We start from the raw sequence: 25,868 nt of genomic DNA on the forward strand, positions 1-25,868 counted from the left end.
TGCAAAATCAATCAACAGGGGGTCCCCGAAGTACGAACGAGGGGCGGAGAGACGAAAAGCTCGGGGTGGGTGGCCGCCGTAGCGACCACCCACCCCGAGCTGAGTCACAGTCGGCCGTTCGAAGCCGACGTCGCGGGTATTTCCCGCGCCGAGGTGAGCCGACTCGGCACGAGTCCGCTGTGGTTAACCGCGCAGCACCGCTCCGAACCGCTGGTCGGCGGCGGCCACCGCGGCGTCCCGCACCTCGGTCGCCTCCTCCTGGGTCAACGTTCGGTCGGAAGCACGCAGCCGCAACGCGAACGCCAACGACTTCTTCTCGGCACCGAGCTTTTCACCGGTGAAAACGTCGAACAACCGGATGTCCTCGATGAGCTCGCCACCACCGTCGCGAAGCACTTCCCCGAGCTCGGCGGCCGGAACACCCTCGTCGACCACCAACGCCACGTCCAGCCGCACCGGTGGATAGGCCGAGATGTTCGGCGCGGGACGCCCGTCCGTCATCGGCAGCGCGTCGAGATCCAGCTCCATCGCACAGGTGCGTTTGGGCAGTTCGAGAGCCTCCACCACCTTGGGGTGCAACTCACCGGCATATCCGATGACCGTGCCGTCCACCTCGAGCGCGGCACAGCGCCCCGGATGCCACGGCGCCCTGTCCGCGGCGGAGACGGTCAACGACACTCCGGCCGTCTCGGCGACGAGTCTGGCCGCCGCCACGGCGTCCGACCAGTCCGCCTCCCGGCCGGAACCCCACCAGCCGGAACGCTCCCGCTGTCCCGCGAGCACCACACCGACGTGCTGGGGTTGCGCGGGCAACGCGGCGTGGAGCGCTGCCAACTGCTCGTCCGAGGGACGTTGCCGAACCCCGAGTTCGGGAACGGAGGGCTGATCCTGCTCGGGCAGCACCACCTGGCCGATGTGGAACAGCGCGAGATCACGCCTGCCGCGGGAAAGGTTGCGCTGCAATGCGTCGAACAGCCCCGGCAGCAGCGTGGTGCTGAGCAGCGCACGATCCGATTCGAGGGCGTTGACGGCTCGCAAGGTACGTCGACGCGGATCGTCCTCGCCGATTCCCAGGGCGTCGAGGGTGTCCTCACCGGTGAACGGGAACGGCAGCACCTCGACGCAACCGTCGTGCGCCAGCGCACGCGAGACCGCGCGCCTGCGGCGCTGGGTAGCGCTCAGTCCGCTCCCGGTGGGCGCCGCGGGAACGACGGACGGGATGGTGTGGTACCCCTCCAGTCGGAGTACCTCTTCGACCAGATCGGCCGGCTGTGTGAGATCGGGGCGCCAGGTCGGCGGCAGTGCGGTCACCACACCGACACCGTCATCGGATGTACCCACCTCGATTCCGCAGCCGATCTGGTTGAGCCGCTTGGCGGTGACACCACGTCCGTAGCGGACACCGGCGACCTGGTCCGGCAGTGCCAGCGGCATCGTCACCGGTTGCGGCTGCGGCGGTTCGCCCACATCGGTGCGCCCAGCGCTGATGGTCGCTTCCCCGTACTCGACGAGCAGTCTGGCGGCGCGTTCCGCCGCCACGGCGGCCACTGCGGGATCCACACCACGCTCGAAACGCTTGCCCGCCTCGCTGGGCAACCGATGCCTGCGGATCATGCGCGAGATTCCCGTGGGCTCCCAGTTCGCCGCCTCGAGCAGGACGTCATTGGTGTCCTGTCCGATCTCGGTACTGGCACCCCCCATGACGCCGGCGAGGGAGACGGGACCGGAGTCGTCACAGATAACGATGTCGTCGGGATCGAGGTCACGCCGCACGCCGTCCAACGTGACGAGGGACTCCCCGGCCACGGCTCGGCGCACGACGATGTCGCCGGACAGCTTGGCGGTGTCCCAGGCGTGCAGCGGCTGGCCGAGCTCGAGCATCACGTAGTTGGTGATGTCCACCGGCAGGGAGATGGACCGAATACCGGCCAGCGCCAGTCGTCGCTGCATCCACCACGGAGTCGGAGCCGTCGGATCGACCCCGGTCAGTCTGCGGAACACGAACCGGGAGCAGGCCGAAGCGTCCTCGATCCGCACCGTGCGGGAGGGGCGGTCGTCATCCGGGATGCCCCGGTTCGCGGGGTCCCCGAACGGCACGTCCAACGCGTTGGAGAGTTCCCGGGCGAGACCGCGCACCGAGAAGCAGTAACCGCGATCGGGCGTGATGGCCAGCTCGATCACCGAATCGTCCAGTCCGACGATCTCGTTGGCCGGGCTTCCGGGATCGGCGGAGCCGGGCGGGAGTACCAGAATACCGTCGTGGTCCTCGCCGATTCCCAGTTCCTTGGTCGAACAGATCATGCCCTCGCTGGTACGCCCGTAGGTCTTGCGAGCGCTGATCTCGAAATCGCCCGGGAGAACAGTACCGGGCAGTGCCACCACCACCAGCGAGCCGGCGCTGAAGTTGGTGGCGCCGCACACGATGCCACGAGTCTGTTGCTCACCGGTCTCGGACTTTCCGACCTCGACCCGACAGTAGCGGATGGGTTTTTTGAACTCGGTCAGTTCCTCGATCTCGGCTACCCGTCCGACGACGAGTGGGCCGATGATCGGGGTGAGTCGGGTGACCTCCTCGACTTCCAGCCCGATGTTCACGAACGCCTCGGCGAGTGTGTCGACGCTCGTGTCCTCGGACAGCTCAAGATGCTCGGCCAGCCAGGAAACCGGAATCCGCACTGGATCGCAGCCCTTCTCTCGATCATGTGGGGTCGGCGGTGCGGGCAAGAGCCCGGGCACCCGACCGGACTCAGTATTCGATGCCGAACGCCTCGGTGAACCGGACGTCACCCTCGACCATGTCGCGCATGTCGGGTATGCCGGTGCGGAACTGCAGGGTACGTTCCACTCCCATACCGAAGGCGAACCCGGTGTAGGTCTCGGGATCCACCCCGGAGGCGCGCAGCACGTTGGGGTGCACCATGCCGCAGCCACCCCATTCGACCCAGCCGGCGCCCCCCTTCTTCTCCGGGAACCAGACATCCATCTCGGCGGACGGCTCGGTGAAGGGGAAGAAGTTGGGCCTGAACCGCGTCCAGGTGTCCGGCCCGAACATGGCGCGGGCGAACGCGTCCAGCGTGCCCTTGAGATGCGCCATGGTCAGTCCCTGGTCCACCGCGAGCCCTTCGATCTGATGGAACACCGGGGTGTGGGTGGCATCGAGCGCATCCGTGCGGAACACCCTTCCGGGTGAAACGCGGTACACGGGCAGCTCGCTGGAGAGCAGGGCACGCACCTGGACCGGCGAGGTCTGGGTCCGTAGCACCAGTCCGGAGTCCTCCGGAGCGATGTGGAAGGTGTCCTGCATCGTGCGGGCCGGGTGGTCCTTGCCGAAGTTCAACGCGTCGAAGTTGAACCACTCGGCTTCCAGCTCCGGGCCTTCCGAAACGTGCCAACCCATCGCCACGAAGTCGTCCGCGACGCGTTCCATGAGCTGAGTGATCGGGTGCCGTGCCCCCGAAGGAACGCGATCGGTCGGCAACGTGACGTCGACGGCCTCCTCCTGCAGCACCCGCTCGTCGCGTTCGGCGCGCAGTTGCTCGTGACGGGCGTCGAACGCCTGTTGGATCGCCTGGCGCGTCTCGTTGACCCGCTTACCGGCATCGGCCTTCTCCTCCGCCGGCAACGATCCGATCTCGCGTCGCGCGGTCAGCACCGGAGAGCGCTCGCCCAGGTGCGCTGGCTTGACCGCGGCGAGTTCATCGAGATCAGCGGCGCCGTCGAAGGCTTTGCGAGCGTCGTCGACCGCGTTTTGCAACGTCTCCGGCGCGAGCGCGACGACCTCCTTCGGGTCGTACGGGTCGTTGGCTCCAGACATTGTCGCTGTGTAACTCCCGTATCCGACGGCCCGCCTGAGCGAACCGGTCTTGGCGTGTGAACACTGACTCCCTCGGAGAACAGTGTATGTGATTGGGTTCGGCGGAATCGCGAAACGACCCGTACGGGTGTCCGGGGAAACACCGCGGAACCAACTGGCCCGACGAACTCAGGGGTGCCGCGAGCTCCGGGGGACCGCCGAGCCGGGAGACAGTACGAGCGGCGGAGCGGTCACTCGACGTCCGGGCGAACGCGACGGGCCGAGGCGTACAGACAGACGGCAGCGGCGGTCGCCAGGTTCAGGCTCTCCGCTCGGCCGTAGATCGGCACGCGCAGCGTGACGTCCAACCGTTCACCGTACTCCCCGAGACCGTGCGCCTCGCTGCCGAACACCCAGGCGGTCGGCACGTCCAGCCTGCCGCTCTCCTCAGCGGTGTGCAGATCGGAGCGGGCCGCACCATCGGCTCCGACCAGCAGCAGTCCCGCTCCTCGACAGGCGGCCAATACCGTGTCGGCATCACGTTCCCGAGCCACCGGAAGGTGGAAAAGGCTGCCGGTGGAGGCCCGAACGGCCTTCCCGTTGTAGGGGTCGACGGTCTCGCCCGCGAACAGCACGGCGCCCGCACCGGCGGCATCCGCGACACGAAGCACCGTACCCGCGTTACCCGGGTCGGCGATGTCGAGCAGCACCACGACCAGGGAAGGCCGATGAGCCAGCACGGTAGCGGTGTCCGTCGCGGGCGCCTCGCAGACGGCGACCAGCCCTTGCGGGGTAACCGTTTCGGAAAGGCAGGCAGCCGCTCGTTCGGTGATGGTCCACAACGGCACTCCGCTCGCCGCACAGCGCTCGGCGATCTCCGGAACCCGTCGCAGTCCTTCGGAAGTGGCCAACACCTCGCGAACCTCGGTGCGAGGCCGCTCCGCCGTCCGCGAGTCCAGCGACTCGAGGACGGCGTTGGCACCTTCCGCCAGAAACATACCGGCACGTTCGCGCCCGGCACGCCGCGTGAGCTTACGAGCGGAAGCGACCCGTGCGGAACGTTCCGTCAACGACGAACGAGCCTTATCGGGGCTCGCCCGCCCTTCCGCGGGATCCGCACCGGTGTGCCGGGCGCCGGCTCGATCCAATCAGACCGTGCCTTCCGGGAGGCTGCTACGCGCCTGGTCACACAGCGCGGTAAAGGCCTGCGGATCGTTGACCGCCAGCTCGGCGAGCATCTTGCGGTCGACCTCGACCTCGGCGGCCTTCAGACCCTGCATGAACTTGTTGTAGCTCAGCCCGTTCTGCCTGCTGGCCGCGTTGATACGCATGATCCAGAGCTTGCGGAACTCGCCCTTGCGCGCCCGCCGGTCCCGATAGGAGTAGACCTGCGAGTGCAGCATCTGCTCCTTGGCCTTGCGGTAAAGGCGAGAACGCTGCCCGCGATAGCCCTTGGCGGACTCCAGAATCTTGCGGCGCTTCTTCTGCGCGTTCACCGATCGTTTGACACGTGCCATTGGTTCCGTCCTGATCGCATCGGGGGCGGAGCCCCGCCCCGGCGGATGAGGCTGTCACTGGTCCGAAGGGTGTGGCGGGTCAAGCTCCCGACCACACCCGTGACTGAGCGAAGCTCAGCGTCCCAGCATCTTGTTGACCTGCCGGGTGTCGTTCGGCGACACCTCGTCAGTGCCCTTCAATCGACGCTTCACCCTGCTCGACTTCTTTTCCAGGATGTGCCTACGGCCGGCACGCTCGTGGCGCAATTTGCCCGATCCGGTGACCTTGAACCGCTTGGAAGCGCCGCTGTGTGGCTTGTTCTTGGGCATTATCATCCTCTTTTCGTGCGAACGCCGGGCAGAATCCCGATGAGAATCCCGCCCGGCATGCGTTCCGGGTGATTCCACGACCTGATGCGTTCGGTGGCCCCGGTACCCGATTGCCGCGTTACGGTTATGACGCGTTCGCCTTGCTCTTGTTGCCTTTACCGGTTTTGTGCGGAGCCAGCACCATGGTCATGTTGCGGCCGTCCTGCTTGGGTTTGGCCTCGATGAAGCCCTGCTCTGAGACATCGTCGGCCAGCCGCTGCAACAACCGGAACCCCAGCTCGGGGCGGGACTGCTCGCGGCCGCGGAACATGATCGTCACCTTGACCTTGTGCCCCTGACCGAGAAAGCGCGAAACGTGACCCTTCTTGGTCTCGTAGTCGTGCGGGTCGATCTTGGGACGGAGCTTCTGCTCCTTGATGACGGTCTGCTGCTGGTTGCGGCGTGACTCGCGAGCCTTCTGCGCACTCTCGTACTTGAACTTGCCGTAGTCCATGAGTTTGCACACCGGCGGCTTGGCTTGCGGAGCGACCTCGACGAGATCCAACTCCGCTTCCTCCGCGAGCCGGAGTGCGTCCTCGATACGGACGATGCCGACCTGTTCACCGTTCGGTCCGACCAACCGGACCTCGGGCACACGGATGCGGTCGTTGATGCGCGTCTCGGAGCTGATGGGGTCTCCTCGGTTCGATGGTGTTTCTGTGCTGCACCGCGGCGTGAAGCTCGCCCCTAGAGCATGCAGCCGCCTCGCGGCATCCTGCCGGATCCGCGAGACCCTTTTACTCCAACCGATCGAACCGGTATGGCAATACCGCCTCATTCCGCCGTCGAACGGTGTTCTCGGCGGGATCGGGACCCGGCGGCCTGTGAACCGGCCACGCGGGTGGGAGCGGGGCTCCACTTTACCGCCCCCGAAAGGCCGGGGGCGTTGCGCGCATGTGAGAGTAACAGGCGTGACCGAGTCGCAGCCAACCGAGTCCCCCGAAACAGCCGCACCGCCGGACGGCGACCACTCCGGGGAGGGCCTCGATGCCACGGATACCCCGCACAACGTGCGCGAGCTGAGCAATGTTCCCAGCGTCGAGGTGATCAGCAGGGCCGCCGTGATGCTGATGTCGGCGGCGGCCGAGAAACTGGGCCTGGCCGAGGAGGACCCGGACGACTCCCCGGTGCGTGACCTCGACGAGGCACGCCGTCTGATCACTTCGCTGGCCGGCCTGATCACGGCCTCGGTGGAGTATCTCGGCCCCCATGCGGGAGCGCTGCGGGACGGGCTGCAGACGCTGCAACGTGCTTTTCGGGAAGCGTCCTCGGAGCCGGATCCGCCCGGTCAGGGCCCTGGTGAGAAATACACCGGCCCCGTTCACTGAACGGCTGTCCGGCCGGGCACCCCGAAGCTCTCGGGCGGCACGCCCGGGATCAGCGCAGACCGCTCAGCGTCGCCCGCACCGCCCGATGATCACTTCCCCTGGTGTCGACGACCTCCGCGTCGGTAACGCGCACACCCCTGGACAGCACGTGGTCGAGCCGTACGGCGGGAAACGCGTCCGGCCAGGTGAAACCGAAGCCTGCCGTGGCTTCACCGGCGACGCTCGGTAACCGCCGGGTGAGCGAACGCAACGCCCGGTCGGTGGTGGCGGTGTTGAGATCGCCGAGCAGGACCACGTCCTCGACGGCCTCACCCGCCACCGCCGTGGCGAGTTTCCGCAGTCCTCGGTCCCGCTGCTCCACCGAATCCGGACGCAGCGAAGGAAGATGGGCGACATAGACCGCTATCTCCCGCTGGGGAGCGTGTGCGACCGCTCGAACGGCACGGGTCCAGCCCAGGCCGAGGTCCACGGCTCGTACGTCCGACAGCCGGTAACGGCTCCAGAGACCGACGGTCCCCATCGTGATGTGGTGCGGATAGCGTTCCCGCAGTGCCTCGCTCGCCACCGAGCGGGTTCGCGATGTGATCTCCTGCAGTCCGACCAGGTCGGCATCGGTATGCGAGAGATCGCGCAGTGTGGCCTTGGGATCGCTGTTGCTCGCGTAGAGGTTCTGGGTGACGACCCCCACTCCTCCCGCCGCGTTCCGATCGTTCGCCGGAACGGCTGTTCCGAAGACGAGACCCCATATCAGTGCGGGCACGAGCAGCAGCACCGCGGCACGGCACCGCGACAGCAACGCGGGCAGCGCCACCAGCGGAACCGCTACTCCCAGCCAGGGCGCGAAACTGTCCACGAGGGTTCCGATCCCCATCGGATTGGGCAGCAGACGATGGCACAGCAGGAGAGCGCTGATTCCCGCGGCCAAGCACGCGACAACGGTCTCGCGTGCGCGCCAGGGCCGGAACAACGCGCTCAACGGTCCGAGCACGCTCGGACCCGCACCACGGGAGGGCGTGGTGCGGTCCGCGTCAAGGGCGTGTCGTGTGGCTCGCCGTACCATCCCGGACAGTCTGACGTGCCGAGCTTTGAAAAAGCTGAGAGCTACCGGGAAAACGACGTGGGAGAACGCCGGTCGGACGTCCGGGGAGACCCACCGCCGCGGCGAACGTTGTACCGGTGAACGGCACTACCGAGTCACTGCCCGCGCACTGCCAGCGCGTCGATCTCGACGAGCAGATTCGCGGGCAGCCCCACGTAGACCGTGGTTCGTGCCGGGTAGGGCTCCCCGACCACACGAGCGTAGGTCTCGTTCATCTCCGTGAAATGAGCCACGTCTGTGAGGTAGACCCGCAGCATGAGCACGTCCTCGACTCCCGCCTCCGCCTCGGCCAGGATGGCGAAAACGTTGCGCAGCGCCTGCTCGGTCTGCTCGGCCACGGAGTCCGACACCGGCTTTCCGGTGGCGGGATCAACACCCGTCTGTCCCGAGACCTGCACCAGGTTGCCCTTGCACACGGCCTGCGACAGCGGAACTCCCGCGGGCGGGGTCGGGGCCTTCGGGGTGGTCACGACGGTTCTGGACATTGGTATCCACCTTTCGAGAGAAATCAGCTGTCCGGTGGCTGCCAACCGAGTTCGACCGAGACACGGTCGCAGACACGGGACAGCTCACCGATCGATCCGAGCAGTTCGTCGAAGTCGAACAACACCTTCGGCGCCGACAACGAAACCGCGGCGACGATCTCGCCGCGAGGATCGCGCACTCCGGCGGCTATGCAGTGCACGAAGTCCTCGTGCTCGCCGCGGTCGACGGCATGGCCGGATCGTGACACCCGGTCCAGTTCGTCCAGGAACCGCTCGGGGTCGGTGATGGTGTTGTCCGTCAGCGCGGGGTAGTCCAGCGTGGCGGCGACCTCCCTGCGGGCGGGCTCGTCGAGTCCGGAAAGCAGCACTTTTCCCACCGCCGTGCAGTGCAACGGTGCGCGGGCACCGATGCGCGAGTACATCCGGACCGCATGGGTGCTGTCCACCTTGTCCACATAGACGACCTGATCGTCCTCGCGAACGGCCAGATGCACGGTGTGCCCCGTGCTCTCCCCGAGTTCGAGCAGGTGGGAGCGAGCCGTGTCGCGCACGTCGATCCCGTCCAACGCGCGGTCGGCCAGCTCGAACAGTGCGCTTCCGAGCCGATAGCGGTACGCATCGGATCGTTTGACGAACCTGTCGGCCTCCAATGAACGCAGCAGCCGCATGACGGTGGATTTGTGCACTCCCACCGCCTCCGAGAGCTGGTCGAGGTTGCGGGGCCCGTCGGCCAACTCGGTCAGCAGCGCGAGTCCACGCCGCAGGCTCTGGCTCATTCCGTGGTCCTTTTCGCTCTCGTCAACCGTTCCACCAGCCATCGATGCCACACCGCCCGGAGATTGCGCTGGGCATTCGGAAGGCCCCTCCGGCAGCGGTTCCGTTGACGGCCACCTTGCGAACTGCTAAACAACACTTTAGCAATATATGCAATATCTGTTGCATTAGGCGCAATTGGAGATCCGGTGCGAGCAGCGACGATGGATCGGACCGCGGTAGGTGCCCTCCGGGAAGAACGGCTCGACTGGCGGTTCAAGGCTGTGCCGTCCGAAGCCTTCGGGAGCACGATCACGGAATTCCTCCGAACGGAGCCGGAGATCACCGGGAGCGGATTCGTGGGTCCGCTGTTGCTGTTGGACCGTTCGGCGCTGGAACACAACCTGACGACGATGGCCGACTGGTGTGCCGCGCAACAGGTGCTGCTGGCACCACACGGCAAGACGACCATGGCACCACAGCTGTTCCAACGACAGCTCGACCACGGCGCCTGGGCGATGACCGCGGCCACCGTCAGCCAACTCCGGGTCTATCGCGCGTTCGGCATCACTCGGGTGCTGCTGGCCAACCAGTTGGTCGACGAATCGGGACTGCGCTGGCTGTCGGACGAACTCGACGAGGATCCCGGTTTCTCGTTCGGCTGCTGGGTGGATTCGGTGTCGAGCGTGCGACTTATGAGCGAGGTCCTGGCAGCGAAACGCGCGCGTCGGCGGGTCGACGTACTGGTGGAGCTCGGCGGTGAGAACGGCCGCACCGGGACCAGAACCGTCGCGGAATCGGTGGAGGTGGCGCGTGCGGTGTCGGAGAGTCCGGCGCTGCGGCTCATCGGTGTCAGTGGCTACGAGGGCGCGATCTCGCACGATCTCAGTGACGAGGATCTGACCGCGGTGGACTCCTATCTGGCTCGACTGCGGGAGTCGGTCACGCGGATAGCCGCGGCGGGAATGTTCGATCGAACGGAGGAGATCGTTGTCACCGCGGGCGGGAGTTCCTATTTCGACCAGGTGGCCGAGGCGCTCACGGCACCGTGGGAGTTGGATTCACCGGTACTTCCGGTGTTGCGGAGCGGTTCGTACATCACTCATGATCACGGCTTGTACCGCACCATGTCACCCTTCGGGCGGGCACACCGCCTCGCCGGACCGGAGCAGCCGTTCCGAGCCGCCATGCGAATCCTCGCCCAGGTGACCTCACGTCCGGAACCGGAACTGGCGCTGCTCACGTTGGGCAGGCGTGACGCCTCGTTCGACCAGGCCCTGCCACAGCCGCGAACCCTGTGGGCACGGGACGGCACCACGAGCTCTCTGACCGATTCGCGCGTCACAGAACTGGCCGATCAGCACGCCTTCCTGTCGGTCCCGGCCAGCTCGGGGATCTCCGTGGGCGACTGGGTCGAGTGCGGGCTGTCTCACCCCTGCACGACGTTCGACAAGTGGCAGCTCATACCGCTCGTGGACGACGGGAAGGTCGTGGATCTGGTGCGTACCTTCTTCTGAACGACTCCCCGTGTTCCCGGAAGCCGAACAGACGGCCGGCCCGGCGCGGCTTCCGGCAGGCGCGGCAACGGTGCCGCTCGGGCGAGCAGGTCGAACTTTTGCGGCGGTTCTCCCGCCGGGAAGCGGCACGGGACGCATCGCGTCGGTTATCCGCTCGACGGAAACCGAGAAGGTGTCGGGAACACGCCGGAACGGAGGCGAGGATGGACGAGATCCTGATTCGGGGCGCGGTGGTGGTAGACGGCAGCGGAGCACCGCCCTTCGAAGCCGACGTGACGATCGGAGGGGGGCGTATCTCGGCCGTCGACAGCCCCGGGACTCTGCGCGGCAGCCGCACCATAGCCGCCGAGGGTATGGTGCTTTCCCCCGGATTCGTCGACATGCACGCGCACTCGGACCTGCTGCTGCTCACCGATCACCGGCACACCGCCAAGGTGGCGCAAGGGGTGACCACGGAGGTGATCGGCCAGGACGGGCTTTCCTACGCTCCCGTCGACGATCGAACGCTGCGGAACCTGCGTACCCAGCTGGCGGGTTGGAACGGCGATCCACCCGACTTCGACTGGAACTGGCGTGGCGTGGGCGAGTACCTGGATCGCATCGACCGAGGGGTCGCCACGAACGCCGCCTACCTGGTTCCGCACGGCACACTGCGGATGCTGTGTGTGGGCTCGGAAAACCGTCCCCCTTCGGAAACCGAACTGGCACGGATGCGCGACGAGCTGGCGCGGGGGATGTCCGAGGGGGCGTTCGGCATGTCCTCCGGCCTGACCTACGCACCCGGCATGTACGCCACGACCTCCGAACTCACCTCGCTGTGCGAGGTGGTCGCCGAGTACGGCGGCTACCATTGCCCGCACCACCGCAGCTACGGCGCCGGCGCCCTTGCCGGTTACGAGGAGATGATCCGGATCAGCCGGCAGTCCGGCTGCGCGTTGCACCTCGCACACGCGACGGTGAATTTCGACGTGAACCGGGGCCGCGCCCCCGAACTGCTGGCGATGTTGGACCAGGCACTGGACTCGGGAGTCGGGATCACGATGGATTCCTACCCTTACCTGGCGGGGTGCACCTCACTGCACGCACTGCTTCCCAGCTGGATGTTCAGCGGTGGCGTAGAGGCAACGTTACGAAGGCTGTCCGATCCGGACAGCAGGAGCCGTGTGCTGCGTGAGATGGAGGTAGAAGGCTCCGACGGTGCGCACGGTGTACCGATCGACTGGAGCGCCATCGAGATCAACGGGGTACGGCACCCGGACAGAACCGGTCACCTGGTCGGGTGCGACATCGCGACGGCGGCCGATGCCGAAGGGGTACCTCCGGGGGAGCTCTACCTGGACACCCTGCTGTCGGACGAACTGGGCAGTTCCTGTCTGATGCACGTCGGTCACGAGGAGAACGTGCGTGCCATCATGCGACACCGAATGCACACCGTCGGCAGCGACGGCCTGCTGATCGGTGAACGGCCACATCCCCGCGGGTGGGGGACGTTCCCGCGTTATCTGGCGCGATACGTGCGGGAGCTCGGGTTGCTCGATCTCCCGGAGTGCATCCGCCACATGACCTCGGCGCCGGCACTCCGACTCGGGCTGTCCGACAGAGGACTCGTACGGCGGGGCATGGTCGCGGACCTCGTGCTGTTCGACCCGGATGAGATTCGCGACAACGCGACGTTCGAACGACCGCGTGCGCGACCCAGCGGAATCAGCCACGTAATGGTCAACGGTGTCCCCGTGCTCGAGCACGGGGAGCGTAACGACGCGACACCGGGACGAGCGCTGCGACACGGCACCGGGGGAACCGCCTGAGAGAGGGCTCCTCCGCTCCCCTCCCCCGCGAGCGCTGTCCGGAGGGGACCGTTCCAGCTGGTGATCCGAGCGGTGCATCCGGCCCCGGTCAAGAGGTTGTCCGGAATCCGCCACCGTGAATTTTGGTCTAGTCCACCGTCGGGAGCTGGGGCAGACTGAGTCGGCGAAGATCGGCGCAAGAGTTCACCCGAGCGGGAGGACGCCGGTGTTCGGACCGAGGCGGGGCCTCCGCTCGATCCCGTCGGTTCTCGACGGAGCACCCCGCGAGAAGACGAAGCGCAGCGGACCGGAGCGAGCGTGCTCCGGGCACCGCGGGGAAACAGGAGAGTCATGTCGACGAACGCACTGAATCGGCGCACGTTTCTGGTCTCGTTGGGGGCGGCGGGGGCCGCGGCAGCCGCTCTGCCCACGGCGGCCACGGCACGTACCGGAGGTGATCGCAGGCCCGCCTACCTGGGCAGCTTCAGCTGGACCGACCCCCCGGGCAGGGGCCTCGACGTCGCTTCCCACGACCTGAGTTCGGGACAACTGCGACCGATCCGCTCGGTCGGTGGAGTACCCGACGCCTCGTGGTTGGCGTTCTCACCCAACCGGCATGTGCTCTACACGACCAACGAACTGGTCCCGGACGGTACCGTGACGGCGCTCAGCCTGTGGGATCCGCGGAATCCACGGATCATCAACACACGCTCCAGCCGAGGCGCCGGGCCGACGCATCTCAGCGTGCATCCCAGCGGCCGGTTTCTGCTGACGGCCAACTACACCGACGGCACTGTCGCGGTTCACCGGTTGGAGGTGGACGGCAGCGTCGGGGAATCGACGGATCTGGTTCGGCACACCTCCGAACTGCGCGCGCCCCACGCACATCAGGTCATCACCGATCCGAGCGGACGCTGGGTCGTGGCGGTCGATCTGGGTGCGGACGCGGTCTTCACCTATCGGCTGGACACCGCGTCAGGCGAGCTGCACCGAAACCAACGGCTGTCCACTCCAACGGGCAGCGGGCCTCGCCACCTTGCCTTTCATCCGGACGGCAGGCACGCCTACCTGCTCAACGAGTTGGCCAGCACGGTGACGGTACTGCGTTGGGATGCAGCGGCGGGAACTTTCGAGCTGGGCGACAGTGTCAGCACCCGTCCACCGGACGCCGCGGGGGAGAACTATCCGGCGGAGATCGTCGTCACTCGCGACGACGACTGCTACGTCACCAATCGGGGCGATAACACCATCGCTCACTTCAAGGTGAGCGACCGGGGAACACGATTGCACCTGACAGGCACGACCGATACCGGTGGGGACTGGCCTCGGCACTGCACTTTGGACCGGACTCGACGTTGGCTCCACGTGGCCAACCAGAACTCGGGAACGGTCACCAGGTTCTCGCGCGACAGTGCGACGGGCTCGTTGAGCCCGGTGGTCGACACCGTGGAGGTTCCAGGTGTCGCCGTGGTGGCGCTGTAGCACACCGGTGGCGGCGGTCCGATCCCCGACGGCACCGAGTTGTCCCGCCTCGGCGGGGAGGACGGCGGCGAAACCTCCCTCCTGCTCTCCCGCCGGGCGGCTCGGGGCCTCCCGTTGCGCCACGTCACACCGAGCGGCCCGGGCGAGAGCACCCCGAGACATCCCGCCGCGGTGACGGGGGGAGTGCGGAAGACAACGTCTGTTCCACCGTGAGCCCACCGCGCCCCCGGAAGAAGTTGTCTCCTTTTACAGGTCTAAACCTTGTGTCCACTCAGTGGCCCACTTAGCATCGAGCACATTGCACAGAACAGAACAGACGTTGCATTCAACGCAACGGAGGTGTCATGCGGTTCTGGAAATTAGCCACCGCCGCGATCGTGGCGACGTTGCTGGTGGGATGCGGGCCACCCCAGGTGGATCAATCGAACTCCGGTGCGGACAGCCGCACCGGAACCCTTCGGGTGTGGCTGTTCGACGAGGCCAACCGCGACCCGAAGGAAAAGGTCGTCAACGCCGCGGTGGAGGAATTCGAGAAGAACCACCGGGACGTCACCGTCGAAGTCCGCTACATCGCGGTGGACACGCGATCGGAACGCTTCACCGGCGCCTTCAATGACCCCTCCAGCGCCCCCGACGTGGCGGAGTTCGGCAACACCGACCTCGCCAGTTACGTCACGGCAGGCGGAATGTCGGATCTCACCGGCATGATCGAGGACTGGCCCGCGGCGACCGACCTTTCCGACTCGGTGCTCGATACGGCCAAAGTCGACGACAAGGTCTACGGAGTGCCCTGGTTCACCGGCGTGCGGGCGCTGTACTACCGCACCGACGTGTTCGACGAGCTGGGACTCGAACCACCACGCAGTCTCGGCGAGCTCGTCGAGACCGCTCGCAGGATCCGTTCGGAACGGCCGGACATGTACGGTATCGCCGCGGGCGGCAAGTACACCTACGCGATGATGCCGTTCATCTGGGCAGCCGGCGGTGAACTCGCCGAACGCGGGAACGGATCGTGGCGGTCCGCCATCGACAGCGAGGCCTCCCGCCGTGGCGTACGCACCTACACCAGCCTGCTCGATCCGGCGATCTGCCCACCGGACCAGTGCGCGCAACTGACCGGCACCGAAAGCGTCCAGGCGTTCGCCGGGGGCAAGGCGGCCATGGCCATCGGCGGGGACTTCAACCGGACCGCCGTCAACGAGGGTGCCGCCGGGGAAAAGTACGACGTGGTGCCACTTCCGGGGCAGCGAACCGGTTCGATCGCGCCCGCCTTCGCGGGTGGCAACCTGCTCGGGGTGCTGCGGTCCTCGGACCATTCCACCCTCGCGCAGGAATTCATCAAGGTGCTGGCGGGCAAGAAGTACCAGCGCCGGATGTACGAGGCGATGAGTTATCTGCCCACCTTCGAGGACGTGCAGGACAAGGTGGCAGCCGACGATCCGGCCATCGAACCGTTCATCGAGACGCTGCAGGCCGGAACCCGTTTCGTTCCGAGCACACCGGCGTGGTCCGAGATCGACGCGCAGGAGATCCTGCCGACGATGGTGCAGCGGATCGCCACCGGCGAGGAGGTCCGTCCGGCCACCCGGCGGGCGGCCCAACGGATGAACAGCGCATTCGGCGACCGGTAGGAGTTCGTCGACTCGGTTTCAGCGGTGCTCGCTCGGACCCCTCGCGGGCGGACCAGGAGGGGCCGTTCGACTCGGCCGCACCGAAGGCCCCGCACGACAGCCACATCCGAGCGGGCACCGCGAGACCTGACAGCGCACCGCGGGGAAGCCGGCCACCACCCGATCCAGAAGGTTCCAGCCGATGACAGCCGAGCTGACCACCGAATCCGATCCGAGAACGCCGCCAGGGAGCACTGAAGCACGACACGGACACCGCCGGCGTCGCTCCGGGGACAACGGACAGGCCCGCGCCGCGGTGCTCTATCTGGCCCCCGCGGGTGTGCTGCTGATCGCGGTGATGGCCTACCCGCTGTACCAGCTGGTGCAGCTGTCGCTGTACGAGTACGGACAGGCTCAGGCGAGCGGTGGGGCACCGCTGGAGTTCCTCGGACTGGGCAACTATGCGACGCTGCTCAGCGACAGCCGTTTCTGGATGGTGCTGGTCAACACCTGTGGGTTCGCCGCGGTCTGCGTACTGGGCAGCCTGGCGGTGGGGATCGCGCTGGCCGTACTGGCCGGCAGGGTCCGCTGGCTTCCCCGCACCCTGCTTTTCCTCGCGGCACTCGGTGCCTGGGCGACCCCGGCGGTTGCCGGTTCGACAGTGTGGCTCTTCCTGTTCGACCAGAACTTCGGGTTGGTGAACGAAGTGCTGAGCGGGCTCGGTTGGCAGGGCATGGCGGGGTTCTCCTGGACCTACGACCGGTTCACCGCGTTCGGCCTGGTGGCCGGTGAGGTCATCTGGTGCTCGTTCCCGTTCGTGATGGTGACGATGTACGCGGGCATCAAGGCCATACCCGGCGAGATCGTCGAGGCCGCTTCGCTGGACGGGGCCTCGGCCTGGCGCACCGCTCGAAGCGTGCTGCTGCCGATACTACGACCGCTTTTGATCATCGCCACCATTCAGTCGATCATCTGGGATTTCAAGATCTTCACACAGATATACGTGATGACCGACGGCGGCGGAATCGCGGGACAGAATCTCGTACTCAACGTCTACGCCTACCAGGAGGCGTTCGCCGGATCGAATTACGGACTCGGGTCGGCCATCGGAGTGGTGATGACCGGGTTGCTGTTGCTGATCACGGTGATTTACCTGTGGGCACAACGAACTACGGGGGAAAACACATGACAACAGCGGCACGCGCCCCGAAACGGGGGCTCATCGGCCGCGTGCTGCCGGGAAAACGCCCCGGGAGAACACTGGCCGAGATCACGACGGTGCTCGTGGCGGCTACCATCGCCTTTCCGCTCTACTGGATGGTGCTCACCGCCTTCAAACCGGACGGGCAGATCCAGTCCACCGATCCGCGTCCGTGGACGCTCTCGCCCACGCTGGAAAACTTCCGGCAAGTGTTCACCGTGGACGATTTCGGCAGGTACTTCCTGAACAGCGTGATCGTTGCCGGGGTCGTGGTGCTGATCTCGCTCGTTATGTCGTTTCTGGCCGCTGTGGCACTTACACGGTTCCGTTTCCGCGGTCGGACCGTGCTGCTGATCATGATTCTGGTGGCGCAAATGGTCCCGGTTGAGGCACTGACCATTCCGCTGTTCTTCCTGATGCGTTCGGTCGGTTCGGTGGCCCCCTGGTTCGGGTTGAACCACCTCGGCTCGTTGATTCTGGTGCACCTGGCCTTCAGCCTGCCGTTCGCGATATGGATGCTTCGCGGCTTCGTCGCCGCGGTTCCGGTCGAGCTCGAAGAAGCCGCCACACTGGACGGAGCGGGCAGGTTCCGATTCACGTGGCAAGTACTCTTTCCCCTGGTCGCCCCAGGACTTGTGGCGATGAGCGTGCTGTCTTTCATCCACGCGTGGAACGACTTCCTGTTCGCCAAGACGTTCATCATCTCGGCGACGGAGAACCAGACACTCCCGTTGGCGATCCTGGTCTTCTTCAAACCGACGGGCAACGACTGGGGCGCCATCATGGCGGGATCCACCCTGATGACGATTCCGGTCCTGGTGTTCTTCGTGTTCGTACAACGCCATCTGGTCTCCGGCATAGCAGGGGCGGTGAAAGCGTGAGCAGCAAGACCTCTCCCCTTCCGTTGGACTCGGTGGTTCCCCGGCCCACGGTGGTGCGACCTGGCCGGGGCAGCTTCGTGCTGGACGGCGACACCACGCTCGCGGGCGACTCCGCCGCGTGCGACTGGTTTCGCCGACACGTGGGCGCGGCTGTCGGACTACCGTTTCGCGAGTCCGAGCACGCCGACATCACGTTCCTGACAGCCCCGGAGGAAATCGACGCCCCCGAGGGATACCGGCTCGACATCACCGAGCACGAAATCCGGATCCGTGCCCACGACGAGGACGGTGCACACTACGCGGCCCAAACCCTGCGGCAGCTGCTGGGAGCCGACGCGTGGCGCGCGGCACCGACGCGACGGGGACCGTGGCGATTACCCTGCGGCGAGATAGAGGACCGACCCCGGTTCTCCTGGCGTGGCTGTCATCTTGATCTCGCGCGGCACTTCATGCCCAAGCGAGAGGTGTTGCGCTTCGTCGAACTGCTGGCGGCGCACAAGCTCAACGTGCTGCACCTGCACCTGACCGACGATCAGGGATGGCGGATCGAAGTCCCCGGCCTGCCCCGGCTCACCGAGGTAGGGGCCTGGCGAAAGGGTTCACAGCTCGGTGCCGGCCCCGAAGCGGGACACACCGAACGCCCGCACGGGGGCTACTACACCGGAGCGGACCTGGCGGAGATCGTCTCCTACGCGGCCGAGCACCGGATCACCGTCGTCCCCGAGATCGACGTACCGGGCCACTGCCAGGCTGCCATCGCCTCCTACCCGGAACTGGGCAACGAACCACACCGGCAGTTGGACGTGTGGACCGGTTGGGGGATCAGCGAGCACGTACTCAACGCGGAGGAAAGCACGGTGGAGTTCTTCTGCCGTGTGTTCGACCACGTGATCAGCGTGTTCCCCTCTCCCGTCATCTGCGTGGGAGGTGACGAGGTACCGACCGGTGAGTGGGAGCGCAGCCCACGGTGCGTGCGGCGCAGCAGGCAGCTCGGACTCTCGGAACCCGCGAAGCTGCACGGCTGGTTCCTGCGCCGGATCATCGAACACCTGCACGCCAGTGGCAGACGAGCGATCGGCTGGGACGAGATGCTCGATTCCGGCGAATCGCTGCCTGCCGGTAGCATCGTCGCCTCGTGGCGTGACGAGCAGGGCGGAGTCCGGGCTGCCAGGGCGGGGTACGACACTGTCATGTGCCCCGAGCAGCGGGTGTACCTGGACCATCGACAGGCAGCTGGCTCCGAGGAGCCGGTTCCGGTCGGATTCGTGAGCACTCTCGAGGACGTCTACTCCTACGATCCGGTACCGGCCGAGTCACCGAGTGCGTTGTCCCGGCGTGTGCTGGGAACACAGGCACAGGTGTGGACCGAGCACCTCGACTCGCCGTCCAGGGTCGACTACGCCGCCTTTCCCAGGTTGTGTGCGTTCGCCGAGGTCGCCTGGTCGTCTACCACCGTCCGGGACTTCTCGGACTTCCGGACTCGGTTGACCACGGAGCATCTCGCACGGCTGACGGCGTTCGGAGTACAGTTCCGGCCGCTGCAGGGACCACTGCCCTGGCAACGACGCCCGGGCGTACCCGGCAAACCGCGCTGAGCGGACCGCCGATCGACGCCACCACGGTAAGGCCTCAGTCGGTGGGGCGATCACCGATCGCCTCAGGTGTCCCGTCCGGCCGGCTCACCTTGCTGCCTGAGCCCCCCGTCCGCATCGGAAGGGCGTGAATCCCGCGAGTCCTCATCGCTTGTGTGGGCGAGTCCCGCCTCGGAGTCCGCGTAGTACGGCCGAGGGGCCCGGGAACTCAGTACCACACGGCCGGTCTCGGCCGTCGCGCCGAACTGACGGCTCTGCCCCACGTAAATCCCCACCGGGATTTGAACGGCGACCAGCAGGCACAACGAAAGCAGTGGCAGTGTCCACGATCCGGTGAGATCGCGCAGCGCACCGGTGAGTATCGGCCCGGTGGCGGCCACCAGATACCCGGCCGTCTGCGACATCGCCGCCAGCGCGGCGGCTCCCCTCGCGTCAGCCGCGCGCAGGACGACGAGCATGAATCCGATCCCGATCGTGCCGCCGAGTCCCACACCCAGCACCAGCACCCAGAGCAGTGCACCGCTTCGTGGTGACAGGGTCAGCCCGAGCAGCCCGATGAGCAACATGGCGGGGAAGCTCGTGGTGATCCAGACCTGACGGCTGCTGCGAGCCGCCATTATGGGTGCCGCCAGTGAGAAGGGGATCCCGACGAGATTGGCCAGTGAAAGCATCTGGCCACCGGTCGTGGGGTCCATACCGTTGTCGGTGAGTATCTTCGGCAACCAGGCGATGACGGTGTAGAACGTCAGTGACAGCAGGGCGAAGAAGCCGGTGACACCCCATCCCAACGGACTTCGCCAGGCTTGTCCGCCCCGGGCGTCACCGGTGGTGTCCGCCGTGGAACCCGTCGGATCACGGTGTTGGGGGAGCCAGAGCACAACGGCAAGCACCGCGGGAACGGCCCACACCGCCAGTGTGGCGCGCCAACCGAGGCCGGTGAAATGCTGCCAGGGAATCGTCAGTCCGGCTGCCGCCGCGGTACCGATACTGATTCCCATCGTGTACAGCCCCGTCATGACGCCGCTCTGCGCGCCGAAACGTTTCTTGATCACCGTGGGAAGGAGTACGTTTCCGCCGGTAATGGCGATACCCACCAGTATCGTTCCACCGAACAACCCGGCGGAGGCCGGAACCACTCGCAGCAGGATTCCGGCGAACAGCAACAGCAGCGCCACCGCTATGGTGCGTTCCTCGCCGTAGCGCCTTCCCAATCGTGGCGCGGTGGTGGACAGCAGCACGAAGCACAGTAGCGGAACCGTGGTGAGTAGCCCGGTAGCGGTGTTCGACAAACCGGTATCCGACTGGATCTGTCCCACCAATGGTGCCACCGAAGCTATCGCGGGACGCAGATTGATCGCGACGATCAATATTCCGGATGCGGACAGCAAAAACGAGAGGATGTTGATCTTGTTCCTGTTCGAAACGCCGGAGCGGTTCCCGGCGGATCCAGTAGTGTCATTCAACATGAATCACATTTCATTTTCCGGGAATTGCGAAGCGACATTACCAAATGAATTTTCTTCACAGAACACCCAGAACAAAGAAAACAGCCGGTCAACGCTTTATCATTCTTTCGAGCGACCGTAGATAGAGGGAAAATTTATTCCGAAATCAACGATTTACCTCGAGAGCGAAACATCCGTCGAAGACAATCAAGATCATCATTTGGAGCCGAAAATACGAATTATGCCGCTCCATTATTCGTGTTTTCGGGGAGGCCGATCCCACCGCCGGAAACCGGCACCCGAACACGGGGAACACGACGTCCCGTTACCGCACCGGCGGTGGGGCCCAAGAAGATCATTTTCACCCCTTCGGCATTCCGAAACAGACGACGGAAAACCGGAGGATAACCGCGAATCAGGCTTGGAGTGCCAGCGGTGGAAATCCTCAGGGAACGACGCGTGCCAACACGGTGCGGAAGGCGTCACGATGCACGCTGGCAGGATCCCGCGCGAGGTAATGCCCGATCTCCCGGACGAACCCCTCGGGGGTCATGGGAGGAGCGGGAGCGCTCGTCGGTGACTCACTCGCCGTGATCTCACCCGCTCGACTCGGATAGAGCACGAGCGCGCCCACGACCTCGATGTCGTCGAGCAGTTCCCGGTAAGCGGCGATGCCTTCCGCGAGCCTGGTTCCCCCACCCCTGAACTTGCCCCCGTTCCGACGCAGCGTGCCGTCGGCATCGGCGGTGTAGTGGCCGGGCAACCACATCTTCGATTCGATCAGAACCAGCCGCTTGCCGCACAACACGGCGTGGTCGATGTCCGCGAAGACCGAATCGGGCCAGGACAGCCCGTGGAAGACCTTGGCCCCCGGCAGTCTGGTGAAGTAGTCGGCCAATAACCCCGCCGTGAAACGCTCACCGTACTCGCCACGTATCCCCTCGGGTTGGCCGAAAACCACGGAACGGCCGAACTCGGACAGAAAGACCCGGTCCTCCGAGGCCGGGGGTAGATACTCGGGAACGTGGCGGTACACCCCCGCCACAGCCACGGCGGGCATCAGCCACAGCACCAGCATCAGGGGCCAGGCATCACTGATCAACACCACGGGCAACAACAACGCCCACCCACCGATGGTGGTGAGCACTTCACCACGGCTGTACGTGGCACGGGGGAAGTAACGCACCGGCTGGTCGGGGTTGACCTCGGTCCACCACTGCAGCCGTGCCACGTCGGGCTCGGGAACGGGAGGTACGAAACTCGGGTCGGCACCGAAATCCCGCCTGTCGGTGTCCCGCGAACGACGGCGACGGGCGGTAGGAGCGCCACTGTTGTCACGCCCACCGGCGTCGACGGTGTCGCCACGATCGTATGCCGCGCGACGCACCGGATCGCTGAGAGTCTCGTAGGCCTCCTGCAACGAGCGGAAAGTGCCCGCCGTGCCCCCGGCGTCGGGATGCATCACACGGGCAAGCGACCGATAAGCCGACTTGATCTCCGCGGCGGAGGCTTCACGAGTCACCCCGAGCAGCTCGTAGTAGTCGACCCCGCTCACGCTGTCGTGCCCACCTTCCGTTCCGACACTGTGACGATGCGACCGCGCTCGGATGGGCGTCCCGGGGATCGTCGAACGAGAGGCGTTTCCCCTGCGGGTGCACACCGACACGCGGGGAAAGAGAGTACACAGTAGTCGATCTCGACCGGGGTCCGGTTCCCGATGCCCCGCTGCGCCGGAAGATCCGCGGAAAGCGATCCTCCGGCGTGCGTATCAGTGCTCGGCCAGCGCCGGCGCCAGGAACCGGCCGGTGTAGCTCCCCTCGACTTCGGCCAGCTGTTCCGGGGTCCCCTCGGCGACCAGCGTGCCACCACCGTTACCGCCCTCGGGCCCCAGATCGAGCAACCAGTCGGACATTTTGATCACGTCGAGGTTGTGCTCGATCACGACCACGGTGTTCCCCTTGTCCACCAGACCGTTGACCACACCGAGCAGCTTGCGGATGTCCTCGAAGTGCAGTCCCGTGGTCGGTTCGTCGAGAATGTAGACGGTCCGGCCCGTCGAGCGCTTCTGGAGTTCGCTGGCGAGCTTGACCCGCTGTGCCTCGCCACCGGACAGCGTGGGCGCGGGCTGGCCGAGACGTACGTAGCCGAGTCCGACGTCCACCAGCGTCTTCAGATACCTGTGAATCGCGGTGATCGGCTCGAAGAACTCGGCGGCGTCCTCGATGGGCAGGTCGAGAACCTCCGCTATGGTCTTGCCCTTGTAGCGAACCTCGAGGGTCTCCCGGTTGTAGCGAGCCCCCTTGCAGACCTCGCAGGGGACGTAGACATCGGGCAGGAAGTTCATCTCGATCTTGAGGGTTCCATCGCCGGCACAGGCCTCACAACGTCCCCCCTTGATGTTGAACGAGAACCTGCCTGGTTGGTACCCGCGAACCTTCGCCTCCGTCGTGGCCGCGAACAGCTTCCGGATCCGGTCGAAAACCCCTGTGTAGGTGGCCGGGTTGGAACGGGGCGTACGCCCGATCGGGGATTGATCGACCTGGACGAGCTTGTCCACGTTGTCGATCCCCCTGATGCGCTTGTGCCTGCCGGGAACCGTGCGGGCACCGTTGAGCTTATTGGCCAACGAGGAGGCCAGCACGTCGTTGACCAGAGTCGACTTGCCGGAACCGGAAACGCCGGTAACGCCTATCAGACAGCCCAGCGGGAACGATACGTCGATCTCCCGGAGGTTGTTCTCCCTGGCCCCGACCACGGTCAGTTGGTTCTTGGGGTTCCTGGGCCTGCGCTCGGTGGGGAGCTCGATGCGCTTGCGCCTGGCCAGGTAGTCACCGGTCAACGACTTCTCGTTGGTGAGCAGCTCGGCGACCGGGCCGGCGTGTACGACACGTCCGCCGTGCTCACCGGCTCCGGGGCCGATGTCGACCACCCAGTCGGCGCTGCGCACCGTGTCCTCGTCGTGCTCGACCACGATCAGGGTGTTGCCGAGGTCACGCAGCCGGTTCAACGTGTCCAACAGGCGGTGGTTGTCGCGTTGATGTAGCCCGATCGAGGGCTCGTCGAGTACGTAGAGGACTCCGACCAGCCCGGAACCGATCTGGGTCGCCAGCCGAATCCGTTGTGCCTCACCACCGGAGAGCGTGCCCGCGGGTCGATCCAACGAAAGGTACTCGAGCCCGACGTCGAGCAGGAAACCCAGCCTGGCCTGCACCTCCTTGAGGACTCGTCCGGCGATCATCTGTTCCCGCTCGCCCAGCACCAGCCCGTCGAGAAACGACGAACACTCCCGCACGCTCAGCGAACTCACCTGGGCTATGGACATCTCCCCCATTTCGGGGTTGTGCACGGTGACGGCCAGGATCTCCGGTTTGAGCCGAGTACCCGCGCAGGAGGGACAGGGCACATCGCGCATGTAGCCCTCGTACTTCTCCCGCGCGTAGTCGGACTCGGTCTGGTCCAACCGGCGTTCCAGGAAGGGGATCACACCCTCGTAGGCGGCGTAGTAGGAGCGCTGCCTGCCGTAGCGGTTCCGGTAGCGCATGTGGATCTGGTCGGTGCTGCCGTGCAGCACGGCCTTTTTGACCTTGGTGGGCAACCGGTTCCACGGGGTGTCCATCCGGAAGCCGACCGACTCCGACAGCGCCGTCAGCATACGGGTGAAGTACTCGGCGGTGTTGCCTCCGGACCACGGCGCGATAGCCCCCTCGGACAACGAGAGATCCTCGTCGGGGACGATGAGTTCCGGATCGACCTCCTTGCGGATACCGAGCCCGGTACAGTCCGGGCACGCTCCGTAGGGGGAGTTGAAGGAAAAGGCCCGTGGTTCCAGCTCCTCCACTCCGAAGGGGTGACCGTTCGGGCAGGCGAAGTTCTCGGAGAACTTGCGTTCCCGCTGGGCGTCGTGCTCCTCGACATCGACGAACTCCAGCGCTACCAGCCCGTCGGCCAGCCGAAGCGCGGTTTCCACGGAATCGGTGAGTCGCTGCTTGGCCTCGGGCTTGACGGTCAGCCGATCCACGACCACGGCGATGTCGTGCTTTTCCTGCTTCTTGAGCGTCGGGGGCGACTCGAGCGGATATACGGTGCCGTCCACACGCACGCGTGCGTAGCCCTGTGTCTGCAGCTGCTCGAACAGGTCGACGTACTCGCCCTTGCGTCCCCGCACCACCGGAGCCAGCACCTGGAACCGGGTACGCTCCGGCATCGCGAGAACCTGATCGACGATCTGCTGCGGAGTCTGCTTGCTGATGGGATCCCCGCACTCCGGGCAGTGCGGTTTGCCCGCCCGGGAGAACAGCAACCGCAGATAGTCGTGGACCTCGGTGATGGTGCCGACGGTCGACCGGGGGTTCTTGCTCGTGGACTTCTGATCGATGGACACGGCGGGGGACAGTCCTTCGATGAAATCGACGTCCGGTTTGTCCATCTGCCCCAGAAACTGTCTGGCATAGGCCGACAGCGACTCCACGTAACGGCGCTGCCCCTCGGCGAAGATGGTGTCGAAGGCCAGACTCGACTTGCCGGACCCGGACAGGCCGGTGAAAGCGATCAGGCTGTTACGCGGCAGGTCGAGGTCGATCCCGGTGAGATTGTGCTCACGAGCGCCGCGGACGACTAGGCGGTCAGCCACTCGAAGATCCCTTCACAAAGTATGTGGTCTGCGGATGCACGTCGTGATGCGGCGGCCGCCGTTGTCGCCGCTTCACCACGATCCCGCCCGCGCGGCTCCCGATACCCGAACAACCGCCGCTCGGTGGGCGCGGGGCGCGGTTCGCGCCCATGCTATTGCAGCGGGACGACAATACGGCTCGACGCGGTCCACCCCGAACGGGGACCCGGACACCTCCGCACGCGGCGAACAACGTCGCGAACGAGACGAGCATTCCGAACCGGCCCCGGGCCGGGGAACAACCACGCGAACTTCACTCTGGTGAGTGATATATGCATATCGACCCCAGCCACCAGCGGGTTCCGCGCCGACTTCACGGCCCCACGAGACTACCGCCACGGGTGCGGGGGCGCCTATCCTC

21 protein-coding genes are annotated in these 25,868 nt (G+C 65.9%); 9 read left to right on the forward strand and 12 right to left on the reverse strand.

The window, feature by feature from the left end:
• Positions 1-183: 183 nt before the first annotated feature.
• From pheT to infC, 6 genes are all read right to left on the reverse strand, one after another.
• The gene (gene pheT, locus BM150_RS17755; protein ID WP_092928444.1) at positions 184-2,676 is read right to left on the reverse strand and encodes a phenylalanine--tRNA ligase subunit beta; all 2,493 of its coding nucleotides are present in this window, start codon (positions 2,674-2,676) and stop codon (positions 184-186) included.
• 70 nt (positions 2,677-2,746) lie between these two features.
• Positions 2,747-3,814, reverse strand: a complete 1,068-nt coding sequence (gene pheS, locus BM150_RS17760; RefSeq protein ID WP_092928445.1) for a phenylalanine--tRNA ligase subunit alpha — start codon at positions 3,812-3,814, stop codon at positions 2,747-2,749.
• A 230-nt stretch (positions 3,815-4,044) separates the two neighbouring features.
• Positions 4,045-4,863, reverse strand: coding sequence for a TrmH family RNA methyltransferase (locus tag BM150_RS17765; protein WP_425427429.1), 819 nt, complete (start codon positions 4,861-4,863; stop codon positions 4,045-4,047).
• A gap of 78 nt (positions 4,864-4,941) precedes the next feature.
• The gene (rplT, locus tag BM150_RS17770) at positions 4,942-5,310 is read right to left on the reverse strand and encodes a 50S ribosomal protein L20 (RefSeq protein WP_092928446.1); all 369 of its coding nucleotides are present in this window, start codon (positions 5,308-5,310) and stop codon (positions 4,942-4,944) included.
• Between the two features lie 114 nt (positions 5,311-5,424).
• Entirely contained in the window at positions 5,425-5,619 is a 195-nt protein-coding gene (gene rpmI, locus BM150_RS17775; protein WP_092928447.1) for a 50S ribosomal protein L35, read from the reverse strand.
• A 124-nt stretch (positions 5,620-5,743) separates the two neighbouring features.
• Positions 5,744-6,358 (reverse strand): translation initiation factor IF-3, encoded by a 615-nt coding sequence (gene infC, locus BM150_RS17780; RefSeq protein ID WP_092632001.1) that lies wholly within the window; start codon positions 6,356-6,358, stop codon positions 5,744-5,746.
• A gap of 211 nt (positions 6,359-6,569) precedes the next feature.
• On the opposite strand from infC, the gene BM150_RS17785 reads away from it, so the two are divergent.
• Positions 6,570-6,986, forward strand: a complete 417-nt coding sequence (locus BM150_RS17785; protein ID WP_245755575.1) for a DUF1844 domain-containing protein — start codon at positions 6,570-6,572, stop codon at positions 6,984-6,986.
• 49 nt (positions 6,987-7,035) lie between these two features.
• On the opposite strand, the gene BM150_RS17790 is transcribed toward BM150_RS17785, so the two are convergent.
• The 3 genes from BM150_RS17790 to BM150_RS17800 form a co-directional block, all read right to left on the reverse strand.
• The gene (locus BM150_RS17790) at positions 7,036-8,046 is read right to left on the reverse strand and encodes an endonuclease/exonuclease/phosphatase family protein (protein ID WP_092928448.1); all 1,011 of its coding nucleotides are present in this window, start codon (positions 8,044-8,046) and stop codon (positions 7,036-7,038) included.
• A gap of 134 nt (positions 8,047-8,180) precedes the next feature.
• On the reverse strand, positions 8,181-8,570 hold the full coding sequence (locus tag BM150_RS17795) for a RidA family protein (protein WP_092928449.1): 390 nt from the start codon (positions 8,568-8,570) through the stop codon (positions 8,181-8,183).
• 23 nt (positions 8,571-8,593) lie between these two features.
• Complete coding sequence (locus BM150_RS17800; protein WP_092928450.1) at positions 8,594-9,346, reverse strand: IclR family transcriptional regulator; 753 nt, start codon at positions 9,344-9,346, stop codon at positions 8,594-8,596.
• A gap of 201 nt (positions 9,347-9,547) precedes the next feature.
• Between BM150_RS17800 and BM150_RS17805 the strand changes: the two genes are divergently transcribed.
• The 7 genes from BM150_RS17805 (at position 9,548) to BM150_RS17835 (ending at position 19,396) form a co-directional block, all read left to right on the forward strand.
• Positions 9,548-10,840: an amino acid deaminase gene (locus BM150_RS17805; protein ID WP_175496903.1), complete on the forward strand. Its 1,293-nt coding sequence runs from the start codon at positions 9,548-9,550 to the stop codon at positions 10,838-10,840.
• 203 nt (positions 10,841-11,043) lie between these two features.
• Positions 11,044-12,648, forward strand: coding sequence for an N-acyl-D-amino-acid deacylase family protein (locus BM150_RS17810; RefSeq protein WP_092928452.1), 1,605 nt, complete (start codon positions 11,044-11,046; stop codon positions 12,646-12,648).
• A 330-nt stretch (positions 12,649-12,978) separates the two neighbouring features.
• A complete protein-coding gene (locus BM150_RS17815; RefSeq protein ID WP_092928453.1) occupies positions 12,979-14,109 on the forward strand; it encodes a lactonase family protein in 1,131 nt (376 codons plus the stop codon).
• Between the two features lie 344 nt (positions 14,110-14,453).
• The gene (locus tag BM150_RS17820; RefSeq protein WP_092928454.1) at positions 14,454-15,740 is read left to right on the forward strand and encodes an extracellular solute-binding protein; all 1,287 of its coding nucleotides are present in this window, start codon (positions 14,454-14,456) and stop codon (positions 15,738-15,740) included.
• A gap of 181 nt (positions 15,741-15,921) precedes the next feature.
• Positions 15,922-16,908: a carbohydrate ABC transporter permease gene (locus BM150_RS17825; protein ID WP_092928455.1), complete on the forward strand. Its 987-nt coding sequence runs from the start codon at positions 15,922-15,924 to the stop codon at positions 16,906-16,908.
• Positions 16,905-17,801 carry a carbohydrate ABC transporter permease gene (locus tag BM150_RS17830; protein ID WP_092928456.1) on the forward strand — a complete coding sequence of 299 codons (897 nt, stop codon included), beginning with the start codon at positions 16,905-16,907 and terminating at the stop codon, positions 17,799-17,801. Before BM150_RS17825 ends, BM150_RS17830 begins: the two co-directional genes overlap by 4 nt.
• Positions 17,798-19,396, forward strand: a complete 1,599-nt coding sequence (locus BM150_RS17835) for a beta-N-acetylhexosaminidase (protein WP_092928457.1) — start codon at positions 17,798-17,800, stop codon at positions 19,394-19,396. Before BM150_RS17830 ends, BM150_RS17835 begins: the two co-directional genes overlap by 4 nt.
• A 62-nt stretch (positions 19,397-19,458) precedes the next feature.
• Here BM150_RS17835 and BM150_RS17840 read toward each other — a convergent pair whose 3' ends face one another.
• A complete protein-coding gene (locus tag BM150_RS17840) occupies positions 19,459-20,682 on the reverse strand; it encodes an MFS transporter (protein WP_245755576.1) in 1,224 nt (407 codons plus the stop codon).
• Here BM150_RS17840 and BM150_RS24550 point away from each other — a divergent pair.
• Entirely contained in the window at positions 20,672-20,980 is a 309-nt protein-coding gene (locus BM150_RS24550) for a hypothetical protein (RefSeq protein WP_217641745.1), read from the forward strand. The genes BM150_RS17840 and BM150_RS24550 overlap by 11 nt on opposite strands.
• Before the next feature lie 303 nt (positions 20,981-21,283).
• Here the strand turns inward: BM150_RS24550 and BM150_RS17845 are convergent, their stop codons facing one another.
• Together BM150_RS17845 and uvrA are read right to left on the reverse strand one after the other, a co-directional pair.
• Positions 21,284-22,393 carry a J domain-containing protein gene (locus tag BM150_RS17845; RefSeq protein ID WP_092928459.1) on the reverse strand — a complete coding sequence of 370 codons (1,110 nt, stop codon included), beginning with the start codon at positions 22,391-22,393 and terminating at the stop codon, positions 21,284-21,286.
• 213 nt (positions 22,394-22,606) lie between these two features.
• Positions 22,607-25,468: an excinuclease ABC subunit UvrA gene (gene uvrA, locus BM150_RS17850; protein WP_092928460.1), complete on the reverse strand. Its 2,862-nt coding sequence runs from the start codon at positions 25,466-25,468 to the stop codon at positions 22,607-22,609.
• Between the last annotated feature and the right edge of the window lie 400 nt (positions 25,469-25,868).

Source organism: Actinopolyspora alba (genome assembly GCF_900112765.1).
Classification (GTDB): Bacteria; Actinomycetota; Actinomycetes; order Mycobacteriales; family Pseudonocardiaceae; genus Actinopolyspora; species Actinopolyspora alba.